Genomic DNA, 22,876 nt, shown 5'->3' with positions numbered 1-22,876 from the left:
TGTTTACCGGCATGCAACAACAGGCTCATCTCGCTTTTACTTTTCTTCCATTATACAACAAACCCAGTACCAACAGGGTACTGGGCTCCATTTTACAGAAACTGTATTCGTTTTGCAGGGCTCTCAGAAATGCGCCTCTTTTTTTGATATATAAGAATTTATAAGTTTTAACTTATAAATGGGCTTATATATCTCCGCGAAACGACAGCTTTTGCCACAGAGGACGGCGACAGCCGTTTACGCTTGTGCATCAAAATGGGTTGCAACAATAGGATATTTTACATATAATACATATGAGCACATGTTCATATGTTATTTTATAAACGAAATCGGTTATGAAACGGACAGTTGAGAAGCAGACTAATAAGGTCTGGCGCAACGGAGCGGGGGAAAAAGGTATGAGCAAATCACATGATGGCAAATATGAACCAAGCTTACGGGCTGCTGGCAATGGGGAAAAAGAACAGCATGGGCATACTCACAGTCACGGCGGCGAGTCATGCAGCGATTCTCATGAGCAAGGACAATCCCATGAACAACACAGACATAACCATAAGCATGAGGCCATAAAGAAAGCAGTGTCAAAAGATGGAAAGCACAGCCATGGTGGCCACTCGCACGACGGTCATCACCACGGACACCATCATGGTCATTCGCATGGCCATCATGGACACTCGCATACGCCTAATAATAAAGCCGGCCTGCTGATAGCGTTGGTCATTACTGCGGGCATCATGGTTCTAGAGTTCGTTGGAGGATTAGTAACTAACTCACTAGCGCTATTATCTGATTCCGGACACATGCTTAGCGACACTGCGGCGCTCGCGTTAAGCTTGGCGGCCATGTGGTTTGCCGTGCGCCCGAGATCTTCAAGCCGAACCTACGGCTTTCATCGTTTTGAAATTTTGGCTGCGCTGCTGAACGGCATTACGCTGTTTGTTATTGCTGCCTTTATCATTGTAGAAGCATTCAAGCGATTCGGAGAACCGCCTGCCGTAGCAAGCGGGACGATGATGATTATAGCCGGCATTGGCCTGCTCGCCAATCTTGCAAGCGCATGGTTTCTCATGCGGAAAGCGGATGTGAAGGACAATTTAAATGTTCGAAGCGCATATCTACATGTCATTGGCGATGCAATCGGATCGGTAGGCGCTATTATAGCCGGCATACTGATGTCATTATTTTCATGGTACATTGCGGATCCTATCATCAGTGTTATCGTTGCGCTGCTTATTTTGAAAAGCGCATGGGGAATCATCAAATCGACCGTTCATATTCTGATGGAAGGAACGCCAGCGAATGTGGATGCCGATCAAGTTGAGGCGATGCTGCTTCAAATTCAAGGAGTAAAAGCGGTGCATGATCTCCATATATGGACGATTACCTCGGGGCTCGATTCCTTGAGCTGCCACCTTGTCGTAGAGGATTCCGTCGACTGCCAAATCGTGCTGCAGGAAGCGATTGGGCAAATTGCTGAGGAGTTTCAAATCGAGCATACTACGATTCAAATCGAGAAGTCGCAGCTGCTGCATCCCGAATTAAAAGTGTAGAGGCGGAGAGATTTTAAATATAGCTATAACTAGAACAGCAGGCCGCTGATGCTTATATGGATAAGCACATCGACCTGCTGTTTTTTTCATATATAAGAATTTATAAGTTTTCACTTATAAATGGGCTTATATATCTCCGCGAAACGACAGCTTTTGCCACAGAGGACGGCGACAGCCGTTTACGCTTGATATCATTCGTTTACTGGACATCAGAAGCAGCTTTTGTTTTATACACCTGCGAACCTACCAAGAAAGACACGACGCCCCAGAGCACCATGATGCCAATGCCTATCCAGAATGTGCTTGAAGCTGCTCCGGCATTATAGATAAGGCCATCACGCATACCTTCAACGAAATAGGTTAGCGGGAGCATTTGCGTGACCGGCTGCAGCCAGGACGGCAAAGTTTCGAGCGGGAAGAAAACGCCGCTTAGAAACATCATCAGCATGCTGGCAATGTTGGCATACCCCATATAGGCCTCAATGGTTTTACTGAACGAGGAAAAGAGATAGCCCATGGCGTTAAACACCAATCCGCCAGCAATGAAGGCAATGACTAAAGTGAGTACGTTGATATGGAGATTGGCGCCAAAGCCGAAAACGCCGATCAACGTTAGGATAATGATTTGAAAAATTCCGAGAATGAGCTTTACGAGCATGCCCGATAGTCCGTAAAGTCCCATTTTGGCCGGCGTCATTCGCAGCCTCTTCATCAAGCCATTCCTGCGCATCTCAACAAGGCCAACCATGCCGAACAGGCCGCCCTGTGCCACGGACAGACCAATCATTCCTGTAAGCAGGAAGTCCGCGTAACTTAAATCATCAGCGCCGGAGGAAATCGCAGTTCTCGTTAAGCTGTACATAGGTGTTGCATTGGCAACCGTCCAATTCGTCTGTTGAATGAGTTGATCCAATATGCCGGCGACGACTTGCGTCGTTGCGCCCTGCTCATTGGCTTTGTTTACGATAAGTTGTATCGTCGTGGAGCTGTCCGATTCGGGAAGAATGATGAGAGCGGCGATATCTTGGTTTTCTACAAGCTCATTGCCGGCTTCCTTGGTAACGGGCTGCTCTTCCGCGAACTCAAGCACCGGGATTTGCCGCAGCTGCTCCAGCAGCATCGCCGAGGCTGCATTTGGCTGCGAATCGACAATGGCGATTTTGGCTTTAAAGCTGTCACTCGAGCCGCCCCCGAAAATAATCATGAATAAGACCATTAAAATAATCGGGAAAAAGATATTCCAGAACCATACCTGTTTCTCGCGAAACATCATTTTCATTTGTGCGGCGAACATTTTGGAAAATTGCTTTGCGCTGCTCATCTAATCCCTCCACTCCTTTCCGGTGAAGGCGATAAAGACGTCCTCCAGGCTCATTTCACGAATTGAAATTTGCTCGACGCGGTAACCGCGGTCCTTTGTAAAGCCGAACAGCTCATAAAGGGTTTCCTCTGGCTGTGTCGTCCACAGCTGGAGCGCGTCGCCCTCGCGGCTCGTTCTGACGACTGCGGGCTGGAGCTGTGCAATCTTTTCTGTCTCCATTGCGGCCTCCGCACCGTCGAGAAAGGTAAGCCTAACCTCGCGTTCCTTCGTAAGGCGGTCGATCAGGGCAGACGGTGTGTCCAGCGTAACGATCTTGCCTTGGTCAACGATACAGACGCGGTCGCTCAGCTTCTCGGCTTCTTCCATGTAATGCGTCGTCAAAATAGTCGTTTTGCCGAGTGCTTTAAGCTTGAGCACGATGTCCCAAATATTCCGTCTGGCCTGCGGATCCAGCCCTGTGGTCGGTTCATCGAGGAAAATAATAATCGGGTCATTAATCATTGCGAGCCCGATGGCGAGCCGCTGCTTTTGGCCGCCGGAGAGCTTCTTGACCTGTTTGTTTCGTTGATCGGTGAGATTAATCATTTCAAGGACCTCCGCTGCAGGCTTGCATTTCGGATAAAAGGTAGCGAACAAATCTAAATTTTCTTCTACCGTGAGTAAGTCGAATAAAGCGCTGGATTGCGGCTGGACGCCGATGGATGTTTTAATTTGCTCGCTGTTTTTGGCCCAATTTAATGCGCCGAACTCGATTTGGCCTGCGTCGGGGATCTGAAGCCCTTCGATCATCTCGAGCGTAGTCGTCTTGCCTGCACCGTTCGGACCGATAATCGTGAACACCTCGCCGGCCTCTACCGTGAAGCTAATGTCGGCAACGGCGCTGACGGCTCCGAAGCTTTTTTGCAAATTCCGCACCTCTAACACGGGCATTATGTAACCTCCTCAAAGTTTTGTGAAGCAAAACTGGCTTCGAAAGCATAAGCTTAGTTTTGTGAAGCAAAATTGGCTTCGAAAGCATAAGCTTAGTTTTGTGAAGCAAAATTGGCTTCGAAAGCATAAGCTTAGTTTTGTGAAGCAAAATTGGCTTCGAAAGCATAAGCTTAGTTTTGTGAAGCAAAACTCGCTTCGAAAGCATAAGCTTAAGTTTTGTGAAGCAAAACTCACTTCGAAAGCCAGGGGAATCCGGTTAATTGTTAGGTTACCGTTATTTTAACCGTATCCATTTTATGAGAGTACGGTCCTGAGCATGCTTTTGGACTCCGTCTGCAGGAGGAGAGGGGAATATTGTCTGTTATAAAATCTGAACAAGTCTGTAAAGCTGCTTAGGAGACAATAGTTGATCAACAGGCGATAGAGTGACGTGGTGCGTGCGGCCTGCAGGATGCTGGATGAAAAGCTTTCTTCCGAGAAGCTTGGCTGCTGAAAAGTCACATTAACGGGAAAATCTCCTGTTAATTCGTCTGCAGCAGGCATAGTTACCATATTAACTGGAAATAATCCCTTTAATTTCGTTTTTTCATCCCCTTGCAGGGATATCAACTGAATTAGCAGGAGAAAATCCTGTTAACTGCAGCAATCAAACCGTCTCAGCAAATATAACAGGAGTTTTTCCCGTTAATTTATCCGAAGGCGCACGAAGAGTGATAGCAGCTTGATGCTCGCTGTAAAATAAGTAACATTTTTCTAACTTCTTACGTTTAGGATAATATACCGTTTAAGAAAGAGGGAGGGTTCCAATTCTGAAAAATATCGTAATCGCTTTGCCGATTCATTTTATGGCATGGGTTATTCTATTAAGTTCCTTGGTATTCGAGCCATTCCAATGGTTTTTGATACCGAATGTCAATAACACGCCAGCGATGATCACCGTTTCAAAATGGTTAATCCAATCTCTGTTCGTTACTTATCTATTCAGTTTTTGCTTTTATAAAATGCGGGGAAGCTCACATTTTACGAGGAAAGATTGGAAGGTCATTTCTGTACATATTGTTTTCTCTATCATTCATATTTTGGCTGTCAGCGCTTTTATTTTTATAGTGGCTGGATTTGAGGATTTATAAGTCTTACACGATAAACCAGCTAGCAAAACCTTTAATCTTGCCATTATGTTAGGATGGATTATTCTCGCGATCGGCTCATATCGAGCGAGTGTATTGAAAATATACCAATGTGTCGGACTAGGAAAGAGGAGCACCAACTTCAGCTAGTACCGTTCTAAAGATTTACCTATTATGCCGACGAACAAGTTATATCACCTCGATCCTCGGACCGTTATGGAACGCGTTATCATACAGGCACAGGCCTTCGAGTTTACGTAGACGGCATCGAAAAAGCTTTCGGGAAATTGGACGGATCAAAAATTGTTTTCATAGGACTCTCGTAACCTCTTGCTGACAGACTTTTTTAAAATATAAGAAAGTATAAAATTCAACCTTATACGTTGCTTATATTTCACCGCGAAACGAGCTTTTGCCGCCAAGGACGGCGTCAGCCGTTTACGCTTGTCCTATTAAACTTCCGTTTTTGTCGGTTTAGCGAATTATTTCGCTAACAGAGAATAATAGCTTGATACTGAAAGGGCTGCCGTTTGGCAGCCCTTTACTTTACTAACGGATGTTGAACGGGAGCACCGCAGGGCCTGGTTTAGAGCTGGTTTGTTTGCGCTTTCATTCGTGTCTTTGAACGAATTGACATAACATAACATGCCAAGTAAGATGGAACAATAACGTATTAGCAAGGATGAAACGTAGCTGTTTTACTATTTTTTGAAAGATTGTAGTTTCATCATTTCATAGGTATCGGGGTGATTCCGTATGGCCAGCATTAAAGAAATTGCCAAGTTGGCGAACGTTTCCCAGGGGACAGCCTCTATCGTGCTGAATGGAAAAGGAAAGCAGTATCGGATATCGGAGGTCACTCAGCAAAAAATATACGAAGCAGCCAGAAAGCTTAATTATCAGCCCAATATTTCAGCAAGACGCCTTAGAAGCGGAGGAGAAATTGTACTGCCCATTATCGCGCTTTTTTGGGCATTAGATACAAGAACGATGCTGATCAGCCGCTTCCTTAAAGGAATGCAGGAAAAACTGCAAACGATCGAAGGCGATTATGAATTGCTTATTCAGCCCTATGTGGGTACGAAGTTGAGCGAAGTTCGCAGCCTAGTTACCGGAACGAGATTTAACGGCGCCATTATTGCGAATGCGACGGAGGAGGACGAGGCTTTCCTGGAAGAGGCGCAATTGAATGTCCCCATTGTCCTCTATCAGCGAGGCTCGGATAAATATTGCTCGGTCAATGTCGACAGCTATTACACAGGGGAGACCGTGGCACGGCTGTTTGCAAGCAATGGACATCTGACGGTGGGTACGATTGTTCCGAATGTTTCCTCTAAGGCGATTAAACTGCGCAAAGAGGGTTTTTTGTCAGAAGCCTTGAAGCAGGGCTTAACAGCTAATGAAGAGCACATCATTTACTCGGATTTTTCGGAGCAGGGCGGATATGAGGCAATTAAACGGCTATATCAACAAGATCAAGAGTTACCCTCGGCATTATTTGTCATAAGCGATCAGATGGCGGTCGGGGCGTTGGCAGCGCTGAATGAGCTTGGCAAGAATGTTCCCGGCGATATCGAAGTTGTCGGATATGACGATGATGAAGTCACTCGGTTTACGATCCCTTCTCTAACAACGGTGCATTTGCCCGTTGAGGAAATGGCAGCCGAATGTGTCAGGCTGCTTATGGACTTGATGCACCATAAACAGATAGAACCGACTTCCAGTATGCTTGATACGCACATCGTCATTCGTCAATCCTGCGGCAATGGGCGAACAAGCTAAGTAAAAGCCATATTAAATTTGAGGTGAGCGTTCAACGGATAATGCCGTTGGCCGTTCACCTTTTATATTTTCAAAATGGAAGGACTTTTGCCTCAGAAAAACGGTTGACATGTAAGCGTTTTTAAAATATATTAATTAGCATAAACGTATTAGCATAACGTATTAGCAAAACGTATTAGCAGTTATGGGGTGTAAGGTATGGCCAGCATAAAAGAGATAGCGAAGCTTGCGGATGTGTCTCAAGGCACCGCTTCGATGGTGCTGGGTGGAAAGGGCGACCAATATCGAATTTCTGCTGTTACGCAGCAGAAAATTGTAGAGGCGGCAAAGCAGCTTAATTACCAGCCGAATATTTCAGCGAGGCGTCTGCGCAGCGGGGGCGAAACGGTTCTTCCGATCATCGCGCTATTCTGGTCACTGGATGTTCGAACAGCTCTCATTAATCGGTTTTTGCATGGACTGCAGCGCGCATTTCATTCTTTGGAGCAAGAGTATGAGCTTCTGATCCAGCCTTACGTGGGCAATAAGCTATGTGAGGTGAACAGCTTGCTTACGGGAACGAGGTACAACGGTGCGATTATTGCGAACCCGACGGAGCTGGATGAACAATTTTTGGAGGATGCTAGTCTTCACGTTCCAATTGTGCTGTACCAGCGCAGCTCGGACAAATATTCGAGCGTGAAGGTAGACAGCTTTAAAACAGGGCAGGAGGTAGCGCAGCTCTTTGCAAGCAGAAAGCATCTTAAAGTGGGCGTCTTAGTGCCGGAAGTTTCCTCGAATGCGATTCAGCTTAGATTGCAAGGTTTTACGGACAAGGCAAAGGAGCTGGGGCTTGAACTATCTGAGCAGCATACGCTGTATGCTGACTTCTCGGAGAAGGGCGGTTACGATGCGATCCATCGTCTGCTGGAGATGGAAGAGCTTCCGACGGCTATGTTCTCGATTAGCGATCAAATGGCAGTAGGCGCTTTGAAAGCGCTTCACGAATCTGGGAGAAAAGTACCGGATGAGATGGAGCTCGTTGGTTACGATGATGATGCGATCACCAAATTTACCATTCCTGCATTATCTACCGTTCATCTTCCCGTTGAGGAAATGGCCGAAGCCTGTGTTAACCTTCTTAGTGATTTAATGCAGTATCGCTCACATGAACCTATCAGTAAATTATTCGAGTCCTGTTTGATTTTACGCAGCTCTTGCGGCGGATCTGAATAGTAAGCGTTTCCATAATGTCAGAACGCTTGGAATCGACTTGTGAACGCTTCAACAAACATAACTCGCCTACATCTGATGAAGCGTTTTAAGTATATATCATAATTATTTGGGAGGTTCTTGTATGAAATTCAAAAGGGTGTCAGCCATACTCGCTTCAGCAGCTTTAATCACGACGTTGTTTACAGCATGTTCAAGCAATGGAAATGAGCAGCAAGGGAGCGCTAGCAGTACAGCGGGCAATTCGAACGCTCCAATTAAAATCGACTATTGGGGCGGGTGGACGGGACCCGATCTGGAAACGATGAAGGGGCTCGTTGATAAGTTCAATGCCGAACAAAGCGGCATCCATGTTGAGTTCACTTCGATGCAATGGACACCGTTATTTGCCAAGTTTCTAACCGAGATGAAAGGCGGAGAACCGCCGGATGTACTTGCGATGCACCCTTTTGAGATCGGACAATTTTCCGAGATGGGCGTGCTCGATAACAAGCAGATTGAAGCGGCCAAGCTGAATGAGTCGGATTACTCTGAATTCGCATGGGGCGGTACCTTCTACAAGGATACGCAGTATGCGGTGCCGCTTGATGTACACATGCATGGCCTTTATTTTAACAAAGCATTATTCGAAAAAGCTGGCTTAACCGCTGCTCCGCAAACAGGCGAAGAGCTGATCGAGATGGCGCAAAAGCTGACGATTGACAACAATGGCAAACATCCGAACGAAAGCGGATTTGATGAGAACAACATTGTGCAATACGGTCTAGGCTTTAATATGAACCATCATATCTTCTATCAAGCTTATGCGTTGATTAATCAGCAAGGCGACAATCCATTCAATGAGAGCATGGATAAGATGGAACTTGACGAAGAGAAGACGGCTAAGGCGTTTGGCTTCCTGCAGGATCTCGTCTTCAAATACAAAGTCGTTCCTAAAGGGGAAAAATCGCCAGTGGATGATTTCACTACATCCAAAGTGGCTATGATTTTTGACGGTCCATGGCAAATGCCGAAGCTTGAGGCATCCGGCTTGCAATGGGGAAGCGCGCCGTATCCTCAGGTGTTTGATAAGAAGGCAGCATGGGGTGCAGCGGAAGTTCTAACATTCCCGGTTAACAAAAAAGGAAGCGCAGAGGAAAAAGAGGCTTCCATTTCATTCGTCAAATGGCTCGATGCCAATTCGGCGGACTGGGCGAAATCCGGACAACTGCCATCGAACAATGCAGGCATGGAATCGGCTAAAGGACTTGAAGGACGCGAGGCGTTTATCGCCAGCTTGGATAATGCCGTACTGCTGCCTGCGCACCCGCAATCAGCGCAGCTGTTCTCGAGCACAGCACCGAGCCCGATCCTGACAGCCGCGCAGGATGCGATTCTGAATAATAAAGACCCGCATGAAATTGCCAAGCAGTTGATGAAAGACATGAATGCGATATTAGCAGACCAATAAAAATGGTTACAGGCGGATACGGCTGGACATCATCCGGTTCCAGGCGTATCCCTGTTATCTTCACCAGAAGGGTTGTAGCGCTATGAACAAACAAGGGAAAATCGCAGCATTATTTTTACTGCCCTATTTGCTTATTTTCACCGTTTTTCGCTTCGGGCCGAGTATGGCGGGCTTGTTCGTCGGCTTCACGAAATGGAATATCGTTGGCGATGCCACTTTCGCCGGTTTAGACAACTTCGAGAAGCTGTTTCGCGATCCGATGTTTTATACGTCCTTGAAGAACACGATGCTGTTCTTGCTTATGGTTTTGCCTCCACTTGTCGTATTCAGCTTGCTGCTTGCCGTATTGCTTAATCAGAAGCTTCGCTACCGCAATGCCGTTAGAACGGTTTCCATCATTCCGTATGTTCTAATTCCCGCTGTAGTGGGAATTATATGGAACTGGCTGTACGATAACAATTTCGGGATATTGAATTATTATTTGAAGATGATCGGCATTGCGCCGATTGAATGGCTGACTAGCGACAAATACGCGTTATTTTCCGTAGCAATCGTAACGGTATGGTCTTACATGGGCTATAACATGATTCTGTACCTCGCGGGGCTGCAGGACATTTCGAAGGATTTGTACGAAGCATCGACCATTGACGGAGCGAATAAGTTTCAGACCTTTATGAAAATTACACTGCCTTTGCTGAAGTCGATTACATCCATGATCATCACCCTCACGCTCATTAACGCCATTCAAATATTTGACCAAATATTTGTTATGACGAACGGCGGACCGGGAACAGCGACATTGACGCTTGTGCAGTATTTGTATGGAACCGCCTTCCAAAATTATAATCTCGGTTACGGTTCGACGCTCGGCATAGCGATTGTTGTCATATTGATTGTGTTAGTCCAAATTCAATCCAGACTCTTCAAGCTTGATAACTAGGAGTGAGCGATACATGAATGTGAAAAAAATATCCGTATATGTTTTGATGGCCTTCATAGGGATCATTTTCTTGTTTCCGCTTATTTGGTCGCTTATTTCTTCCGTGAAGCCGGAGAATCAAATTATAAGCTACCCGCCGCGCTGGATTCCTGAGAATTTTACTTTCAGCAACTATTCACTCGTGCTTAAGAATCATCCTTTTCTCACCTGGATGTGGAACAGCGTCTTTATTACGGTTGCTTCTACGATTCTCGTACTTATACTAACCACGCTGGCTGCATACGCCTTTGGCCGTTTGGAGTTCAGAGGGAAAAAACTGATCTTCACTTTAGTTGTTTCTATGCTGCTTATTCCGATTCAAGCGTATATCGTTCCTTTGTTTCTACTTGTCTCAGAGCTTGGCCTTCTCAATACATTCGCTTCGATTATTCTAGTAGCGGGTGCGAACGTAACGAGTGTGTTTATTCTGACGAGCTTCTTCAAGAGTATTCCGAAGGAGCTGGAGGAAGCGGCGCGTATAGACGGCTGCAAGGATTTTGGCATATTCTCGCGAATCATGCTGCCGCTCTCGAAGCCGGCTGTTTCCACGGTAACCATTCTGATGTTTATTACGAACTGGAACAATTTCCTCTGGCCGCTTATTGCGATTAGAGACAACTCGTTGAAGCCGTTGACGGTTGGTATTGCCCAGTTCATGGGCGGAGCTAATTCGACAGCACAGTTCCAATACGGGACCTCGCTCGCGGGTGCATGCATGGCAATCATTCCGTCTATCATCGTATTTCTGTCGCTGCAGCGTTATTTTGTTGAAGGGATCGCGAATACAGGTATTAAGGGTTAACCGAAGACAGCTATTTATAGCTGCTATAGGAGGCGCATCATGTATACAACCTTAACGAAAGAGCTTTTATTCAGCAATGAACCTCCATTCTCCAGCTGCCATGCTTCCCATTTAGTTGTATTACCAGACGGGGATATTTTGGTTGCTTGGTTTGCCGGCAGTAAGGAGGGCGAGGGAGATATTGCAATTTGGTGCTCAAGAAGGCGCCAAGGGAACTGGACGAAGCCGGTTGTGCTCGCGGACGAAGAAAATTTGCCGCATTGGAATCCTGTTTTTCATCAGAAGAACAACGATGAGCTTATCCTCTATTACAAAGTAGGAGCATTGCTCAAAGAATGGTATACGAGGTACAAAGTTTCGAAGGACAAAGGTATGACATGGTCAGATCCGCTCGAGCTTGTGGATGGAGATCGGGGAGGAAGAGGACCGGTACGGAATAAGCTCATTGTTTTGTCAGACGGAGCTTGGTTGGCCCCCGCATCTACGGAAGACGGCATTTGGCAAGCGTTCACCGACCGTTCGGAGGATTGCGGTATAACCTGGACGAAGAGCGGCTCAGTCGTTATCCAAGGCTTGGATTACAGCGGAATAGAGGAAGTAGTGGATAGCGGCATACCGGTATCGAAGCAATCCTTTTCCGGGCGGGGCGTCATTCAGCCTACCTTATGGGAGTCGAGGCCGGGACATGTGCACATGCTGCTGCGAAGCACAGAAGGGCGCATCTACCGCAGCGATTCGGAGGACGGGGGCAGAACTTGGTCGCAGGCCTATCCGACAGAGCTTCCGAATAATAACAGCGGTATTGATTTGGTTAAGCTGGGTGATGGAACACTTGTGCTTGCTTATAACCCGGTGGACAAAAATTGGGGCGAGAGGTCGCCTCTGGTACTGAGCGCTTCCCTGAATAACGGGTTAACCTGGGAACCCCCTTATATTTTGGAGGATGAGGAAGGCGAGTTTTCTTACCCTGCGATTCTAGCAGATGGCAATCAGTTATTCATAACTTATACATGGAAAAGAGAGAACATTGCATTTTGCATGATTAACCTTTCATAGGATTAATAAGATAAGACGGAGTAAGAGGGAGAACCGGATGAATATGAAGATATCGACAGGCGTATGGCCGACAATGGTCACCCCGTTTACAGAAGATAATAAAATTGACTATAAAGTGCTTGAGAAAGCGATAGAATGGTATATCCGCAAAGGAGTAGATGGTCTATTCGCGGTATGCCAATCGAGCGAGATGTTCTATTTAAGTTTAGAGGAGAGGGTAGAGCTTGCGGCTTTTGTGAAGGAAAAGGCTGCCGGGCGCGTACCGGTTATTGCTTCCGGCCATATTTCTGATTCCTTTGAGGATCAAGTAGAAGAGCTGCAGGCAATCGCGGCCACGGGCATCGATGCGTTAGTGCTAATTACGAATCGGCTGGCACGCGAGGATGAATCCGATGAGGTATGGCTGGCGAATTTGGAGAAGCTTATGGCAGAGCTTCCTGAATCGGTACCGCTTGGTTTTTACGAATGCCCCTATCCTTATAAGAGGCTGATATCGCCGTCGTTATTGAAGTGGTGCGCTGAAACGGACAGATTTCTATTCCTTAAGGATACGAGCTGCGACATTGCTAATATGACGGAGAAAATGCAAGCGGTGCAAGGGACCGGCTTAAACCTGTATAACGCGAATACCGCTACGCTGCTGGAGACGCTGAAGCTGGGAGTAACCGGTTATAGCGGTGTGATGGCCAATTTTCATCCGGAGCTGTATGTAAAGCTTATGCATGACGGCTTAGAGCAGCCGAGGGAAGCGGAGCAGCTCATTAATTTCCTAAGCCTCGCTTCTTTGATCGAAAAGCAGATGTATCCGGTCAACGCCAAATATTACTTAATGCTCGAAGGGGTATACGACAATTACAACTGCCGCTCCAAAAACGCTGACGAGTTCACGCCAACAAATCGATTAGAAGTGGAACAGCTGCATCGGTTAACTGAAACGTATGCCAAGTCGTATGCGAAATAGAATTGGGATGGATGAACGGTAAATTACAGGGGGCAGGATAGATGGAGAAGAAGTATTCGATTGGTATCGATTACGGAACAGAGTCCGGGAGAGTTGTTCTCGTTGATATCGGCAACGGGGAAGTCATCGCAGAGCATGTGACTGGATATCCTCATGGTGTCATGGACGAGCGCTTGCCCTATTCGAGTAAGCTTCTAGAGCCGGATTGGGCTCTGCAGCATCCGGATGATTATATGGAAGTGCTTCGAAGGTCGGTCCCTGAGGTGCTTCGCCTAGCCGGGATCGATGCCGGACAGGTAATAGGTATCGGCATTGATTTTACGGCATGTACGGTACTGCCGGTTGATGAGAGCGGAGTTCCGCTATGTGAACTGGATGAGCTGCGGGACGAGCCGCATGCCTATGTGAAGCTGTGGAAACATCATGCCGTCCAGGATGAAGCGAATCGGATTAACCAAATAGCAGAGCGGCGCGGAGAACGATTCCTTAGCAGGTATGGCGGGAAAACTTCATCGGAATGGATGGTGGCCAAAGCGTGGCAGCTGCTGAATGAAGCTCCTGCGCTGTATGAGAGGACTCACCGGTTCATGGAGGCGGTGGATTGGGTCGTGCTTCAGATGACGGACAGTTGCGCAAGGACTAGCTGCTGCGCCGGCTATAAAGCGTTTTGGCATAAAGAGGAAGGCTATCCTTTAGCTTCTTTCTTCCGGGAGCTGGATCCGAGGCTGGAGCACTTTGTTAAAGATAAACTGCAAGGGGACGTCGTATCCTTGGGAGCCAAAGCGGGAGAGCTGACAGAGAAAGCGGCCGCAATGATGGGGCTTAGAGCAGGAACAGCAGTAGCTGTGGGTATTATTGACGCTCATGCGGGAGTTCCGGGCACGGGCGCTGTCCAATCGGGTCAGATGGTTATGGCGATGGGGACTTCGCTTTGCCATATGCTTCTGAGTGATAAAGAAATTCATGTCGAAGGTATTTGTGGCGTCGTAGAGGACGGAATTATACCGGGGCTTTATGGTTATGAAGCAGGACAACCTGCTGTAGGAGATATATTCGCCTGGTTTGTTGAACAGGGGGTGCCTGCTTATGTGGAGCAAGCGGCGGAGGATGACGGCATAAGTGTTCATGGGTGGCTTGAGCGGCAAGCATGTGAACTAAGACCTGGCCAGCACGGTTTACTGGCGCTTGATTGGTGGAACGGCAATCGAACGGTGCTGGTCGATGCAGACCTCAGCGGTATGATCGTTGGATTGACGCTGCAGACAAAGCCGGAGGAAATATACAGATGTTTGCTGGAAGCGACTGCATTCGGTACCCGGACGATCATAGAAAACTTTGAACAAGCCGGGCTTGCCATTCATGAGCTGTTCGCATGCGGCGGACTGCCGCAGCGTAATGAGCTGCTCATGCAAATCTATGCTGATGTTACCCGGCGCGAGATCAAGATTGCAGAATCTACACAAACGTCTGCGCTTGGCGCAGCAATGTTCGGTGCTGTAGCTGCAGGTGAGGAGCGGGGCGGATACAGCAGCATAGAGAAAGCCGCTGCCCGTATGGCCCGTGTGCGTGAACAAGTGTATAAGCCGATCGAGGCGAATAGCATCGTCTATGACCAGCTGTACGCTGAATACTGTCGTCTGCATGAATTATTCGGACGGGGCGGAAGCGCTGTGATGAAACAGCTGAAGCGTATTCGATTGCAGCAGGAAGAAAGAAGCGCTGCCATATGATCGTTGGCGATATTCAGCACCTCGCGCAGGAGATCCAGTTCTATCCCCAGGCTGTCCGCAGAGCTTTGGAGCATTTGAAATCAGGCGGGCTTGCCGATAAGGATCCCGGGAGATATGAGCTAGCAGAAGGAGGGCTTATGTACGCTTTGGTGCAACAAATCGTTACACAGCCGAGCAGTGAGCATAGATTGGAGTCTCATGACACTTATGTAGACATTCAGTACGTCGTTAGCGGGGAAGAAAGAATCGATTTTATTAGGCTCTCTGACCAACTTGTAGTAGAAGAGCAGGATTTGGCTGTCCGGGATATTGTTTTTTACGCAAGGATGGAGAATCAAGAATCCAGTCTGGTGCTGACACAAGGCCAGTTTGCCGTCTTCTATCCCTCCGATACACACCGTCCATGTTGCGCAGTGGATGAGCCCGTTGAACTGAAAAAAATCGTTATAAAAATTCATAAGCAGTTATGGGATAACCAGTATGATTAGTCGAAGAAGGGGCTCCCCCAAAAGGTTATAAACCTTTTGGGGGAGCCCCTTCTTCATAAATTGCATAAATAAGTGTTCATGTAAATAAAGTTATTCATTTTGAGCTCTTCCTTGTTGGATTAATAGTAATTTAGCTATCGTTTTATACTTGTATTATTCGTGAAACGATTAAGCTATCCTGCCCGCTAGCTTAATGTACATCTTCAATCTAATGCTTTATTTTCTCTATTCACAACTTACTCATGAATAACCATTTTCAGTCCAAGCGAATGCCTCCGGACTTTACCCAGTTAAGAAACTTCATTAGTCCCAACGCAGCGTCTTCCATCGGAAAATATTCCAGTCCTACATATCCTCTAAACCCGGTAGCTTCAATTGCTTTAAAGATGTTCAAATAATATAGCTCCCCTGTATACGGCTCGTGTCTTCCAGGAACCCCTGCAACGTGGAAATACCCGATTTTATCGATATTCCGAGTAATGGTGGATATAATATTCCCCTCCATAATCTGCATATGATAAATGTCGAAAACCACTCTGACATAAGGACTGCCGACTTCGTCGACAATCTGAAACGCCTCATCGGAGTGGTATAAATAATAGCCCGGATGGTCGACCTGTGTATTAAGCGGTTCAATCACCAGCATCATTCCCGCCTGCCTCAGCAGGGGCACGCATACTCTCAGCCCTTCTACAATACTGCTATGCTGTTCCTCCCGGGGGACGCCCGGCATTTCTTGTCCGACCTGCGAAATAATGTGGCTGCATCCCAGCATCTGAGCAACGGCAATCGTTTGCTTGAGGCCTTCCACATATTCCTGCCTTTTGGAAGGGTCGGTCAAGCTGATAAATTTCGTAACAATGCTGGCCAGTGTAAGCTGCAGCGCCTCCTTCGCAGCTTTAATCGCATACAAATCTTTTTCCCACCAGATCCAAAACTCAAATGCGTTAAAGCCTGCCCGTTTAACCTCCACCATGCTTTGGACAAAATCTTTGCCTGCATACACTGCTTCAATGGAAACGGAAAATTTCAGCGTCATCACCTCCATTATCTAGACATGCCGATCCGCTTCTAGCGAAGCTGTTTCATCAAATGGTCCGCTGTGCGGATAGCAAGAGCGACGGTGGTGAGCGTAGGGTTCGCCGCACCGCTCGTCGGGATGACGCTGTTATCCGCTACGTAAAGGCCCTGCACGCCGTGAATCTGGCCGTAAGGATCGGTTGCGGAGGTTGCTGGGTCATAGCCCATCCTGCAAGTTCCCATATCATGATACACCAGTCCGGCAGTAAGCGAACTAAGCGATGTTTGCGTTGCTTGCGAAGCCTCAAGCGCCCGCTTAACGCCTTCGCCCATCCGCCGAAATACCTCCTTGTCTTTGGCGCTGTACGAGAACTCAACCTCCAATTCGGGAACGCCGTAATCGTCCACTCTGCGCGGATTCAACACGACGTAATTCTCATACCGGGATTCAACTACTCCGGAAGCGCCGTATCCGACGTTCACTTGCTCAAGCATCGGCTTTAATTCATACAAATAATTAAAATAAGATCCACTAAGCTGAATTTGATAATCGCGCTCTGCCGTACGCGGAACCAAAAGAGCCAGTACCCCAAGTGTCTCCGGGAAACCGGCGGTGCGAATGTTTCCTACGCCGGTTATCCTGGTATGCGTCGTTAAATAATGGCCGATCGCTCTTCCTGGAATGCCCGAATTTAATAAAATGCGCGGCGTCTCGAACGTGCTTGCCGACAAATCGACGGTTTTTCCTTTCAGGTTATACGTCTTCTTATCCCGGGTCATCACCTTTACGCCAACCGCTTTCCCATTGTTGGTAAGCACCTCGGTCACGCGGGCTTTCACCGCCAGGTACCGCTATCTGCTTCAAGAGGCGCAGGCCCATGTTTTCGGAGAAAAGTAAAACCCGCTGAAAAAATTCAACAATCCCCAATCCGTCCCCCCTGCTTCAGATGCGCCCATTCACATTCGAACAACATGCTGCTTGCTCTATCAAGTGAATGCGGATACCTATTGCTCGACTTGCCCGAAAGTGAAAACCAATAAATGAGTGACGACCCAAAAGCCTTCATCTTTACGAGATGAAGGCTTTTCAACTATGATTTAGAAAATGATTTATAGATTCGAAGGGGAGGGGCGTAGAAGCAATGAGACTCAAACAGAAAAAATTATTCGTCTATCACAAAGTAATCATCGTTTTTTTCGTGCTCATTATTCCGGTGTACGCGGTAAATATGGGCATCAACTACTTGAGCTTCTCGTATGCGAAAGAGCAAATCATAGATTCGACTTTATCGAATGCGGACTTTTATTCCAAGCAGCTGGAGAACCAGTTCGATTTCATCCGCATCCGCCAGCTCGATCTGCTGAACGATTCCGACCTGCAGAAGCTTGGCTTCCAATCCGATTCTCTCGAAACGGCGGAAGAAATCCAGATCGTAAAAAAGATAAACGAACATCTCCTCACGATCCAAAACGCGAGCCCGTTAATCGTCAATGTAGGCGTATACATCGACTCCTTCCAAAAAACGATATCGACCGGCAGTTACGTCGCTGCGCTTCCGAATCGCGAATGGGATGAAATCAAAACCATGATGGGCGGCGATTCGGGCAAAGCCGTCTATTATTCCGAGCAAAAAATGATTCTTCTCAAATCGTCCAACAATGAAAACCTGATCTCCTATATCGAATTGTCGGTCGATCGTCTTAAACAAATGCTGCAGCAGCTCACCTTGCAGAACAGCCGTACGGGAGCGGCCATTATCGCCGACAACACGCCGGTCGTATACGACAAGACAAACCTCTCCTTAATACAATCCGTGTCCAATAGGCTCGGCACTCTTGATATGCTGGATAAGCCCGTCAACATGTCTATCAAGGCGAATGGCCAGACATTTATGACAACGGTGACAAAGCTTCAGTTTTTTGGCTGGACGCTGTGCACGTATATTTCGGAAAAGGAAGTGACGGGGCCGCTAAAAAAATATAGCGCATGGTTTTTTATATTATCGATCATTTCGGTCGTTGTCATCGTCATCTTTGCCTTTTCCGTCAATCGCATGATTCACGTCCCATTAAACAAATTGATGCAATCGTTCAGAAGGACGGAGATTGACTACCTTCATGCCTTCAATTCGCCGAGCAACAACAACGAGTTCGATTATCTTTACGAAAGCTACGGCAACATGCTCGATAAATTAAAAACGTCGATTAGGGAAAACTACGAGCAGCGAATCGCCTTGCAGGAATTTGAGCTCAAACATCTGCAATCGCAAATCAATCCTCATTTTTTGTATAATGGGTTTTATAATATTTACCGGTTAAGCAAGTCCGGCCATCATGACAATGCGGCGACGCTCGCACAGAAGCTGGCCAGCTACTACCGTTTCATTACGCGAAGCGGCTCCGATCAGGTCCAATTGCAAATGGAATACCAGAACGCGCTCGATTATTGCACCATTCAACGCATTCGATTCTCGAACCGGATCGACGTGCAGTGCGATGAACTGCCAGAGCAGTTACGCCACATAATGGTGCCCCGCCTGATGATTCAGCCGGTGATCGAGAACGCGTTCGAGCATGCCTTCGAGCATAGCTCGAAAGGCGGGACGCTGCACATCCGGATCAAGTACGACGACCGCCTCCGCATTACGGTGGAAGACAGTGGAGCCAATCTCGAGGATAAGGGGATTGTTCAGCTTCAGGAGCGGCTCACGGACCCTGCGGGAAACATCGAAAAAACCGGGGTGCTGAACGTCAATCAACGAATCCGGCTGAAATACGGCAGCAATAGCGGCATATTCGTATCGCGAAGCTCGCTTGGCGGGCTGCGGGTCGAAATGATCATGGATATGAACGGGGGGGATACGGATGTATAGACTGCTTATCGTCGACGATGAACCGGCCATTGTGGAAGGACTGGCGCTGCTATTCGAACAATGCGAGCATCTGGAGCTCGATATTTGGCAGGCGACTTCCGCACAGGAAGCGATCGAAACGGCCCGGAAGATGAAACTGGATTTGGTGCTCAGCGATATTCGCATGCCGGAGAAAAACGGGCTTCAGCTCATTGACGAGCTATTGGCATTTTGGCCTTCATGCAAAATTATTTTTTTGACGGGATACAGCGAATTCGATTACGCGTACAGCGCATTTCAAAAAAACGTGGAAAATTATTTACTGAAGGATGAGGACGATCAAACGTTAATCGAAGCTGTGGAAGCCGTTATCCGAAAGCTTGACGAGGAGAAACGCAAGCTGCATCTGCTGGAAGAAGCCATGAACAAAGTGGAGGCGTACCGGCCTTATCTCCGCAAACAATATTTCGAAGGTATTTTGGCCGGAGAGCCGACCGGCGGTCTGGCGCAGTATGCCGGACTCGATCCACACACCTTGCAAGTCGACACGGATACGCCCGTTTTGCTGCTGACCGGTCATATTCGGAATTGGCCGTGCGAGACGACATACGCGAGAAAGCTGGAAATTCATTTTGCTGTCCAAAATTTGTTCCGTTCAACGCTTACTCCTCTCTTAGCTGCCGAGGAAGTCATCTATGACCGAAGCCAGCTCGTTTGGTTTATACAGGGGGGTAGGGCGGAGCGGCTGCTTCAAGAGGAACATAAGACGGATTGGAAAGCCGTCACGGAATATTTGAAAGGCATGCTCGAATATGTGCAGAATACATGCCAGGATACACTCGGCGTCGATCTCACCTTCTACATCTCCAGAGGCGCGTCCGCGTGGGAAGACGTGCACCGCGAGTTTGAATTTATGCGATCCTATACGGAAATGCAGAACTGGATTGCGCCCGATATGACAATCATCGATTTAAGCGTCGCCGCCGATCCGAGCTTGTTCAATCCGACACTGAAGCGTCTTTCCGACAACGAGCATTACGAACGGCTGCTTCATCGTCTGGAGCTTGCATTCCGAGACGGCGACGGAGATCAGGCGCAGCAGTCATGCGGCCAATTGCTTCGATTCATCAAGCAAGACATCGCGTTCAGCTATGCGGACGGCATGAGGAAATATTTGAATTTGCTGCTGCTATTCATGTCCTATGTTCTGGAGATGGAATTATCGTTGAAAGTAAACGAGGATATGGATTTAACCCGATTGTTCCGCCTCGACATGCCCGAGGATTGGGAAAACGAGGAGAAGTATTTAGTATCGATCGGGCGATTGATATGCGATCAAAGCCATAGCCGGCAGGAGAAAGGGATGCACGAGCTGATCGAAAAAGTCCATCAGTTCATCGACGCCAATCTAAGCGAAGATCTATCGCTGATCAAGCTTGCGGATGTCGTCTATATGAATCCGTCCTATTTCTCCAGGTACTATAAGCAGCAGACGGGCCGCAACGTCTCCGCCTACATTCAGAATTCCAAGCTCGGCGCGGCCCAGACGATGCTTCAGAACGCCAAGCTGAGAATTCAAGACATCGCGAGCCATTTGGGCTTTACGTCCCCTTCGTATTTCTCTATCTTTTTCAAAAAAATGACCGGCATGACCCCGCAGGAATACAGGGATCGGTACGCAGGTTAACCGTTCGGTCATAATAAAAGCTCATCGCGGATACCGATCGCAAAGAGCTTTTATTTTATTTCGTCGCTAAAAATATAGAAGTAAACCAAGTAAAAGAATGTAAAGATAAAGAGATAGTAAGCGCTTTTATGAGACCCTATAATGAAACGTGTAGGGACCTACACACTAGCTAAAAGGGGGCAATACAAATGAAAAAAAAATACGGTACGATCGTTCTCGCATCTTTTCTTACGGTAAGCATGATGCTTGCATCGGCCTGTTCGAATCAGAATCAACCGAATAACGATCCGCCGGCACAGAGCAATCAGACGGAAAATACGGGCGGTTCCAATAAGCCGGCCGACCCGCTCGAGAAATATCCCGAGACTGTTACAGTAACGCAAGTGCTTGGCTTCTCTCCTCCCCAGGATGGGAAGACGCCGGCATCCACAACGCCGGAAACGAACGGTTATGTTCTCAAATTGAAAGAGATGCTGAACATCGACTTGAAATATTTGTGGACCGTGCCATCGGACCAATTTGAGCAAAAGTTTTCGTTATCCGTCGCGTCGGGAGATCTGCCCGACATCATGTCCGTCGGCACAACTGACTTCGAGAAGTTTAAGGAAGACGGACTGCTCGCGGACTTGACGGATGCTTACAATAACTACGCGTCCCCGCGTTTGAAGCAATACGTGGAGCAAGACGGCGGCGCTACGCTTAGCATGTTCAAAGATAAGGAAGGCCGTATTCTCGGACTGCCGAATTTCGAGGATCCCTATATGTCGTCGCAAATTTTATGGATTCGGGGCGACTGGCTGGCCAATTTGAAATTGGAAGTTCCCGAGTCTCTGGAAGAGCTTGAGCAAGTGGCGGAGGCGTTCGTCAAGCAAGATCCGGACCAGAACGGCAAGGACGATACGTTCGGTATTGCGATGAATAAAGATTTGGTCACTTGGGGCTTCGATGCCAGAGGATTGTTCCATACGATGGGCGCTTATCCGAAGGCTTGGGTGAAAGGCGCGGACGGCAAGCTCGTGGCCGGCGAGGTGCAGCCAGAGACCAAAAAAGCGCTCGAAAAGCTGCAGTCCTGGTACACGAACGGCCTGCTCGATAAAGAGTTTGCTTATAAAGATATCAATAAAGTGGTAGAAGACGTGGTAGCCGGCAAGGTCGGCATCGCTTTCGGCGAATGGTGGTACCCGGAATGGCCGCTTAATTTGAACCGGGACAAAGATCCGAAGGCGGATTGGAAAGCTTTCGTGCTTCCTTCCTACGAAGGCAAGCCCAGCATGCCTATGATTCCGAAGGTGAGGCTGACCAAAGTCTTCGTTGCCAATAAGGAGATGAAAAATCCCGAGGCAATGGTGAAGATGGCGAATTTCTTTCTCGAATTGGAAGATCCGAAATATAAAGACGTGAGAAAGCCGGAAAACGGCTTCGTCTACAGCTGGTACGATCCTCGCTTCTTTAATCCGACCGCTATTGCCGACGGTTATATGGCGGTCAACGAAGCGTTGAAAGCCGGGAACGCGGATTCACTCGATCCCCAATACCTAAAAACATACGATACAGCCAAAAAATATCTAGACGGCGATCAATCCTCCTGGGGGGAGTATACGAGCCGCGTTGACGAAAACGGCGGTTGGGCAATGACCCAAAAAGTAAAAGAAATGCCGGTCGTTTTCAATGAATTTGCAGGTTCTCCTACTCCGACACAGGTAGAGAAAGGCGCTTCACTCGATAAATTAACGGACGAAACGTTCATTAAAATTATTGTCGGCAAGCCGATCAGTGAATTCGATAAATATGTGGAGAGTTGGAAGAAGCTCGGTGGCAACGACATCTCGGATGAAGTCAATGAATGGTATGCGGAAAGCGCGGCGAAATAGCAGCTTGACGGTGGGGGAGAGCTCCCCCTCCCCTCCGTTTCTGTTAAACGTCCGTCCC

The 22,876-nt window shown here is 47.7% G+C and carries 18 protein-coding genes; 14 read left to right on the top strand and 4 right to left on the bottom strand.

From position 1 onward, the window contains the following. Positions 1-398 precede the first annotated feature (398 nt). Positions 399-1,550, top strand: a complete 1,152-nt coding sequence (locus RCO25_RS18395) for a cation diffusion facilitator family transporter (protein ID WP_308997598.1) — start codon at positions 399-401, stop codon at positions 1,548-1,550. A gap of 199 nt (positions 1,551-1,749) precedes the next feature. Here the strand turns inward: RCO25_RS18395 and RCO25_RS18390 are convergent, their stop codons facing one another. Both RCO25_RS18390 and RCO25_RS18385 read right to left on the bottom strand, forming a co-directional pair. Then, positions 1,750-2,871, bottom strand: a complete 1,122-nt coding sequence (locus RCO25_RS18390; RefSeq protein WP_308997597.1) for an ABC transporter permease — start codon at positions 2,869-2,871, stop codon at positions 1,750-1,752. Continuing rightward, complete coding sequence (locus RCO25_RS18385) at positions 2,872-3,801, bottom strand: ABC transporter ATP-binding protein (protein ID WP_308997596.1); 930 nt, start codon at positions 3,799-3,801, stop codon at positions 2,872-2,874. 1,883 nt (positions 3,802-5,684) lie between these two features. On the opposite strand from RCO25_RS18385, the gene RCO25_RS18380 reads away from it, so the two are divergent. The 9 genes from RCO25_RS18380 (at position 5,685) to RCO25_RS18340 (ending at position 15,388) form a co-directional block, all read left to right on the top strand. Next, positions 5,685-6,710, top strand: a complete 1,026-nt coding sequence (locus RCO25_RS18380) for a LacI family DNA-binding transcriptional regulator (RefSeq protein WP_308997595.1) — start codon at positions 5,685-5,687, stop codon at positions 6,708-6,710. Between the two features lie 198 nt (positions 6,711-6,908). Beyond that, entirely contained in the window at positions 6,909-7,925 is a 1,017-nt protein-coding gene (locus tag RCO25_RS18375; protein WP_308997594.1) for a LacI family DNA-binding transcriptional regulator, read from the top strand. Between the two features lie 121 nt (positions 7,926-8,046). Then, complete coding sequence (locus RCO25_RS18370) at positions 8,047-9,372, top strand: ABC transporter substrate-binding protein (protein WP_308997593.1); 1,326 nt, start codon at positions 8,047-8,049, stop codon at positions 9,370-9,372. 82 nt (positions 9,373-9,454) lie between these two features. After that, the gene (locus tag RCO25_RS18365) at positions 9,455-10,312 is read left to right on the top strand and encodes a carbohydrate ABC transporter permease (RefSeq protein WP_308997592.1); all 858 of its coding nucleotides are present in this window, start codon (positions 9,455-9,457) and stop codon (positions 10,310-10,312) included. Between the two features lie 13 nt (positions 10,313-10,325). After that, positions 10,326-11,153 (top strand): carbohydrate ABC transporter permease, encoded by an 828-nt coding sequence (locus RCO25_RS18360; protein ID WP_308997591.1) that lies wholly within the window; start codon positions 10,326-10,328, stop codon positions 11,151-11,153. A gap of 39 nt (positions 11,154-11,192) precedes the next feature. After that, positions 11,193-12,209 (top strand): sialidase family protein, encoded by a 1,017-nt coding sequence (locus tag RCO25_RS18355; RefSeq protein ID WP_308997590.1) that lies wholly within the window; start codon positions 11,193-11,195, stop codon positions 12,207-12,209. Between the two features lie 37 nt (positions 12,210-12,246). Beyond that, a complete protein-coding gene (locus RCO25_RS18350) occupies positions 12,247-13,170 on the top strand; it encodes a dihydrodipicolinate synthase family protein (RefSeq protein WP_308997589.1) in 924 nt (307 codons plus the stop codon). Positions 13,171-13,211: 41 nt separating this feature from the next. Next, positions 13,212-14,900, top strand: coding sequence for a ribulokinase (locus RCO25_RS18345; protein WP_308997588.1), 1,689 nt, complete (start codon positions 13,212-13,214; stop codon positions 14,898-14,900). Then, on the top strand, positions 14,897-15,388 hold the full coding sequence (locus tag RCO25_RS18340) for a NanQ anomerase/TabA/YiaL family protein (protein WP_308997587.1): 492 nt from the start codon (positions 14,897-14,899) through the stop codon (positions 15,386-15,388). The genes RCO25_RS18345 and RCO25_RS18340 overlap by 4 nt, the downstream gene beginning before the upstream one ends. A gap of 256 nt (positions 15,389-15,644) precedes the next feature. Here RCO25_RS18340 and RCO25_RS18335 read toward each other — a convergent pair whose 3' ends face one another. Together RCO25_RS18335 and RCO25_RS18330 are read right to left on the bottom strand one after the other, a co-directional pair. Then, complete coding sequence (locus RCO25_RS18335; RefSeq protein ID WP_308997586.1) at positions 15,645-16,427, bottom strand: hydroxypyruvate isomerase family protein; 783 nt, start codon at positions 16,425-16,427, stop codon at positions 15,645-15,647. A gap of 32 nt (positions 16,428-16,459) precedes the next feature. Then, positions 16,460-17,248 (bottom strand): GMC oxidoreductase, encoded by a 789-nt coding sequence (locus tag RCO25_RS18330; RefSeq protein ID WP_308997585.1) that lies wholly within the window; start codon positions 17,246-17,248, stop codon positions 16,460-16,462. Positions 17,249-17,312: 64 nt separating this feature from the next. Here RCO25_RS18330 and RCO25_RS34880 point away from each other — a divergent pair, with 64 nt between their 5' ends. From RCO25_RS34880 to RCO25_RS18315, 4 genes are all read left to right on the top strand, one after another. Further along, positions 17,313-17,453, top strand: a complete 141-nt coding sequence (locus RCO25_RS34880) for a (2Fe-2S)-binding protein (protein ID WP_374992130.1) — start codon at positions 17,313-17,315, stop codon at positions 17,451-17,453. A 97-nt stretch (positions 17,454-17,550) separates the two neighbouring features. After that, positions 17,551-19,281: a sensor histidine kinase gene (locus RCO25_RS18325; RefSeq protein ID WP_308997584.1), complete on the top strand. Its 1,731-nt coding sequence runs from the start codon at positions 17,551-17,553 to the stop codon at positions 19,279-19,281. Then, positions 19,274-20,947 (top strand): response regulator transcription factor, encoded by a 1,674-nt coding sequence (locus RCO25_RS18320; RefSeq protein WP_308997583.1) that lies wholly within the window; start codon positions 19,274-19,276, stop codon positions 20,945-20,947. The genes RCO25_RS18325 and RCO25_RS18320 overlap by 8 nt, the downstream gene beginning before the upstream one ends. A gap of 188 nt (positions 20,948-21,135) precedes the next feature. After that, positions 21,136-22,818, top strand: a complete 1,683-nt coding sequence (locus tag RCO25_RS18315) for an extracellular solute-binding protein (protein ID WP_308997582.1) — start codon at positions 21,136-21,138, stop codon at positions 22,816-22,818. Positions 22,819-22,876 lie beyond the last annotated feature (58 nt).

It is taken from the genome of Paenibacillus sp. LHD-38 (assembly GCF_031157315.1).
In the GTDB taxonomy this organism is placed as follows: domain Bacteria; phylum Bacillota; class Bacilli; order Paenibacillales; family Paenibacillaceae; genus Pristimantibacillus.
This window is presented reverse-complemented; position numbering and strand designations above follow the sequence as displayed.

Bases quoted from the DNA above. Each gene is read 5' to 3' on its own strand.
- RCO25_RS18375 (WP_308997594.1), top strand. From the start codon at position 6,909: ATGGCCAGCATAAAAGAGATAGCGAAGCTTGCGGATGTGTCTCAAGGC.
- RCO25_RS18320 (WP_308997583.1), top strand. From the start codon at position 19,274: ATGTATAGACTGCTTATCGTCGACGATGAACCGGCCATTGTGGAAGGA.
- RCO25_RS18355 (WP_308997590.1), top strand. From the start codon at position 11,193: ATGTATACAACCTTAACGAAAGAGCTTTTATTCAGCAATGAACCTCCA.
- RCO25_RS18315 (WP_308997582.1), top strand. From the start codon at position 21,136: ATGAAAAAAAAATACGGTACGATCGTTCTCGCATCTTTTCTTACGGTA.
- RCO25_RS18395 (WP_308997598.1), top strand. From the start codon at position 399: ATGAGCAAATCACATGATGGCAAATATGAACCAAGCTTACGGGCTGCT.
- RCO25_RS18365 (WP_308997592.1), top strand. From the start codon at position 9,455: ATGAACAAACAAGGGAAAATCGCAGCATTATTTTTACTGCCCTATTTG.
- RCO25_RS18380 (WP_308997595.1), top strand. From the start codon at position 5,685: ATGGCCAGCATTAAAGAAATTGCCAAGTTGGCGAACGTTTCCCAGGGG.
- RCO25_RS18360 (WP_308997591.1), top strand. From the start codon at position 10,326: ATGAATGTGAAAAAAATATCCGTATATGTTTTGATGGCCTTCATAGGG.
- RCO25_RS18335 (WP_308997586.1), bottom strand. From the start codon at position 16,427: ATGACGCTGAAATTTTCCGTTTCCATTGAAGCAGTGTATGCAGGCAAA.
- RCO25_RS18325 (WP_308997584.1), top strand. From the start codon at position 17,551: ATGAGACTCAAACAGAAAAAATTATTCGTCTATCACAAAGTAATCATC.
- RCO25_RS18340 (WP_308997587.1), top strand. From the start codon at position 14,897: ATGATCGTTGGCGATATTCAGCACCTCGCGCAGGAGATCCAGTTCTAT.
- RCO25_RS18345 (WP_308997588.1), top strand. From the start codon at position 13,212: ATGGAGAAGAAGTATTCGATTGGTATCGATTACGGAACAGAGTCCGGG.
- RCO25_RS18350 (WP_308997589.1), top strand. From the start codon at position 12,247: ATGAATATGAAGATATCGACAGGCGTATGGCCGACAATGGTCACCCCG.
- RCO25_RS18385 (WP_308997596.1), bottom strand. From the start codon at position 3,801: ATGCCCGTGTTAGAGGTGCGGAATTTGCAAAAAAGCTTCGGAGCCGTC.
- RCO25_RS18390 (WP_308997597.1), bottom strand. From the start codon at position 2,871: ATGAGCAGCGCAAAGCAATTTTCCAAAATGTTCGCCGCACAAATGAAA.
- RCO25_RS18370 (WP_308997593.1), top strand. From the start codon at position 8,047: ATGAAATTCAAAAGGGTGTCAGCCATACTCGCTTCAGCAGCTTTAATC.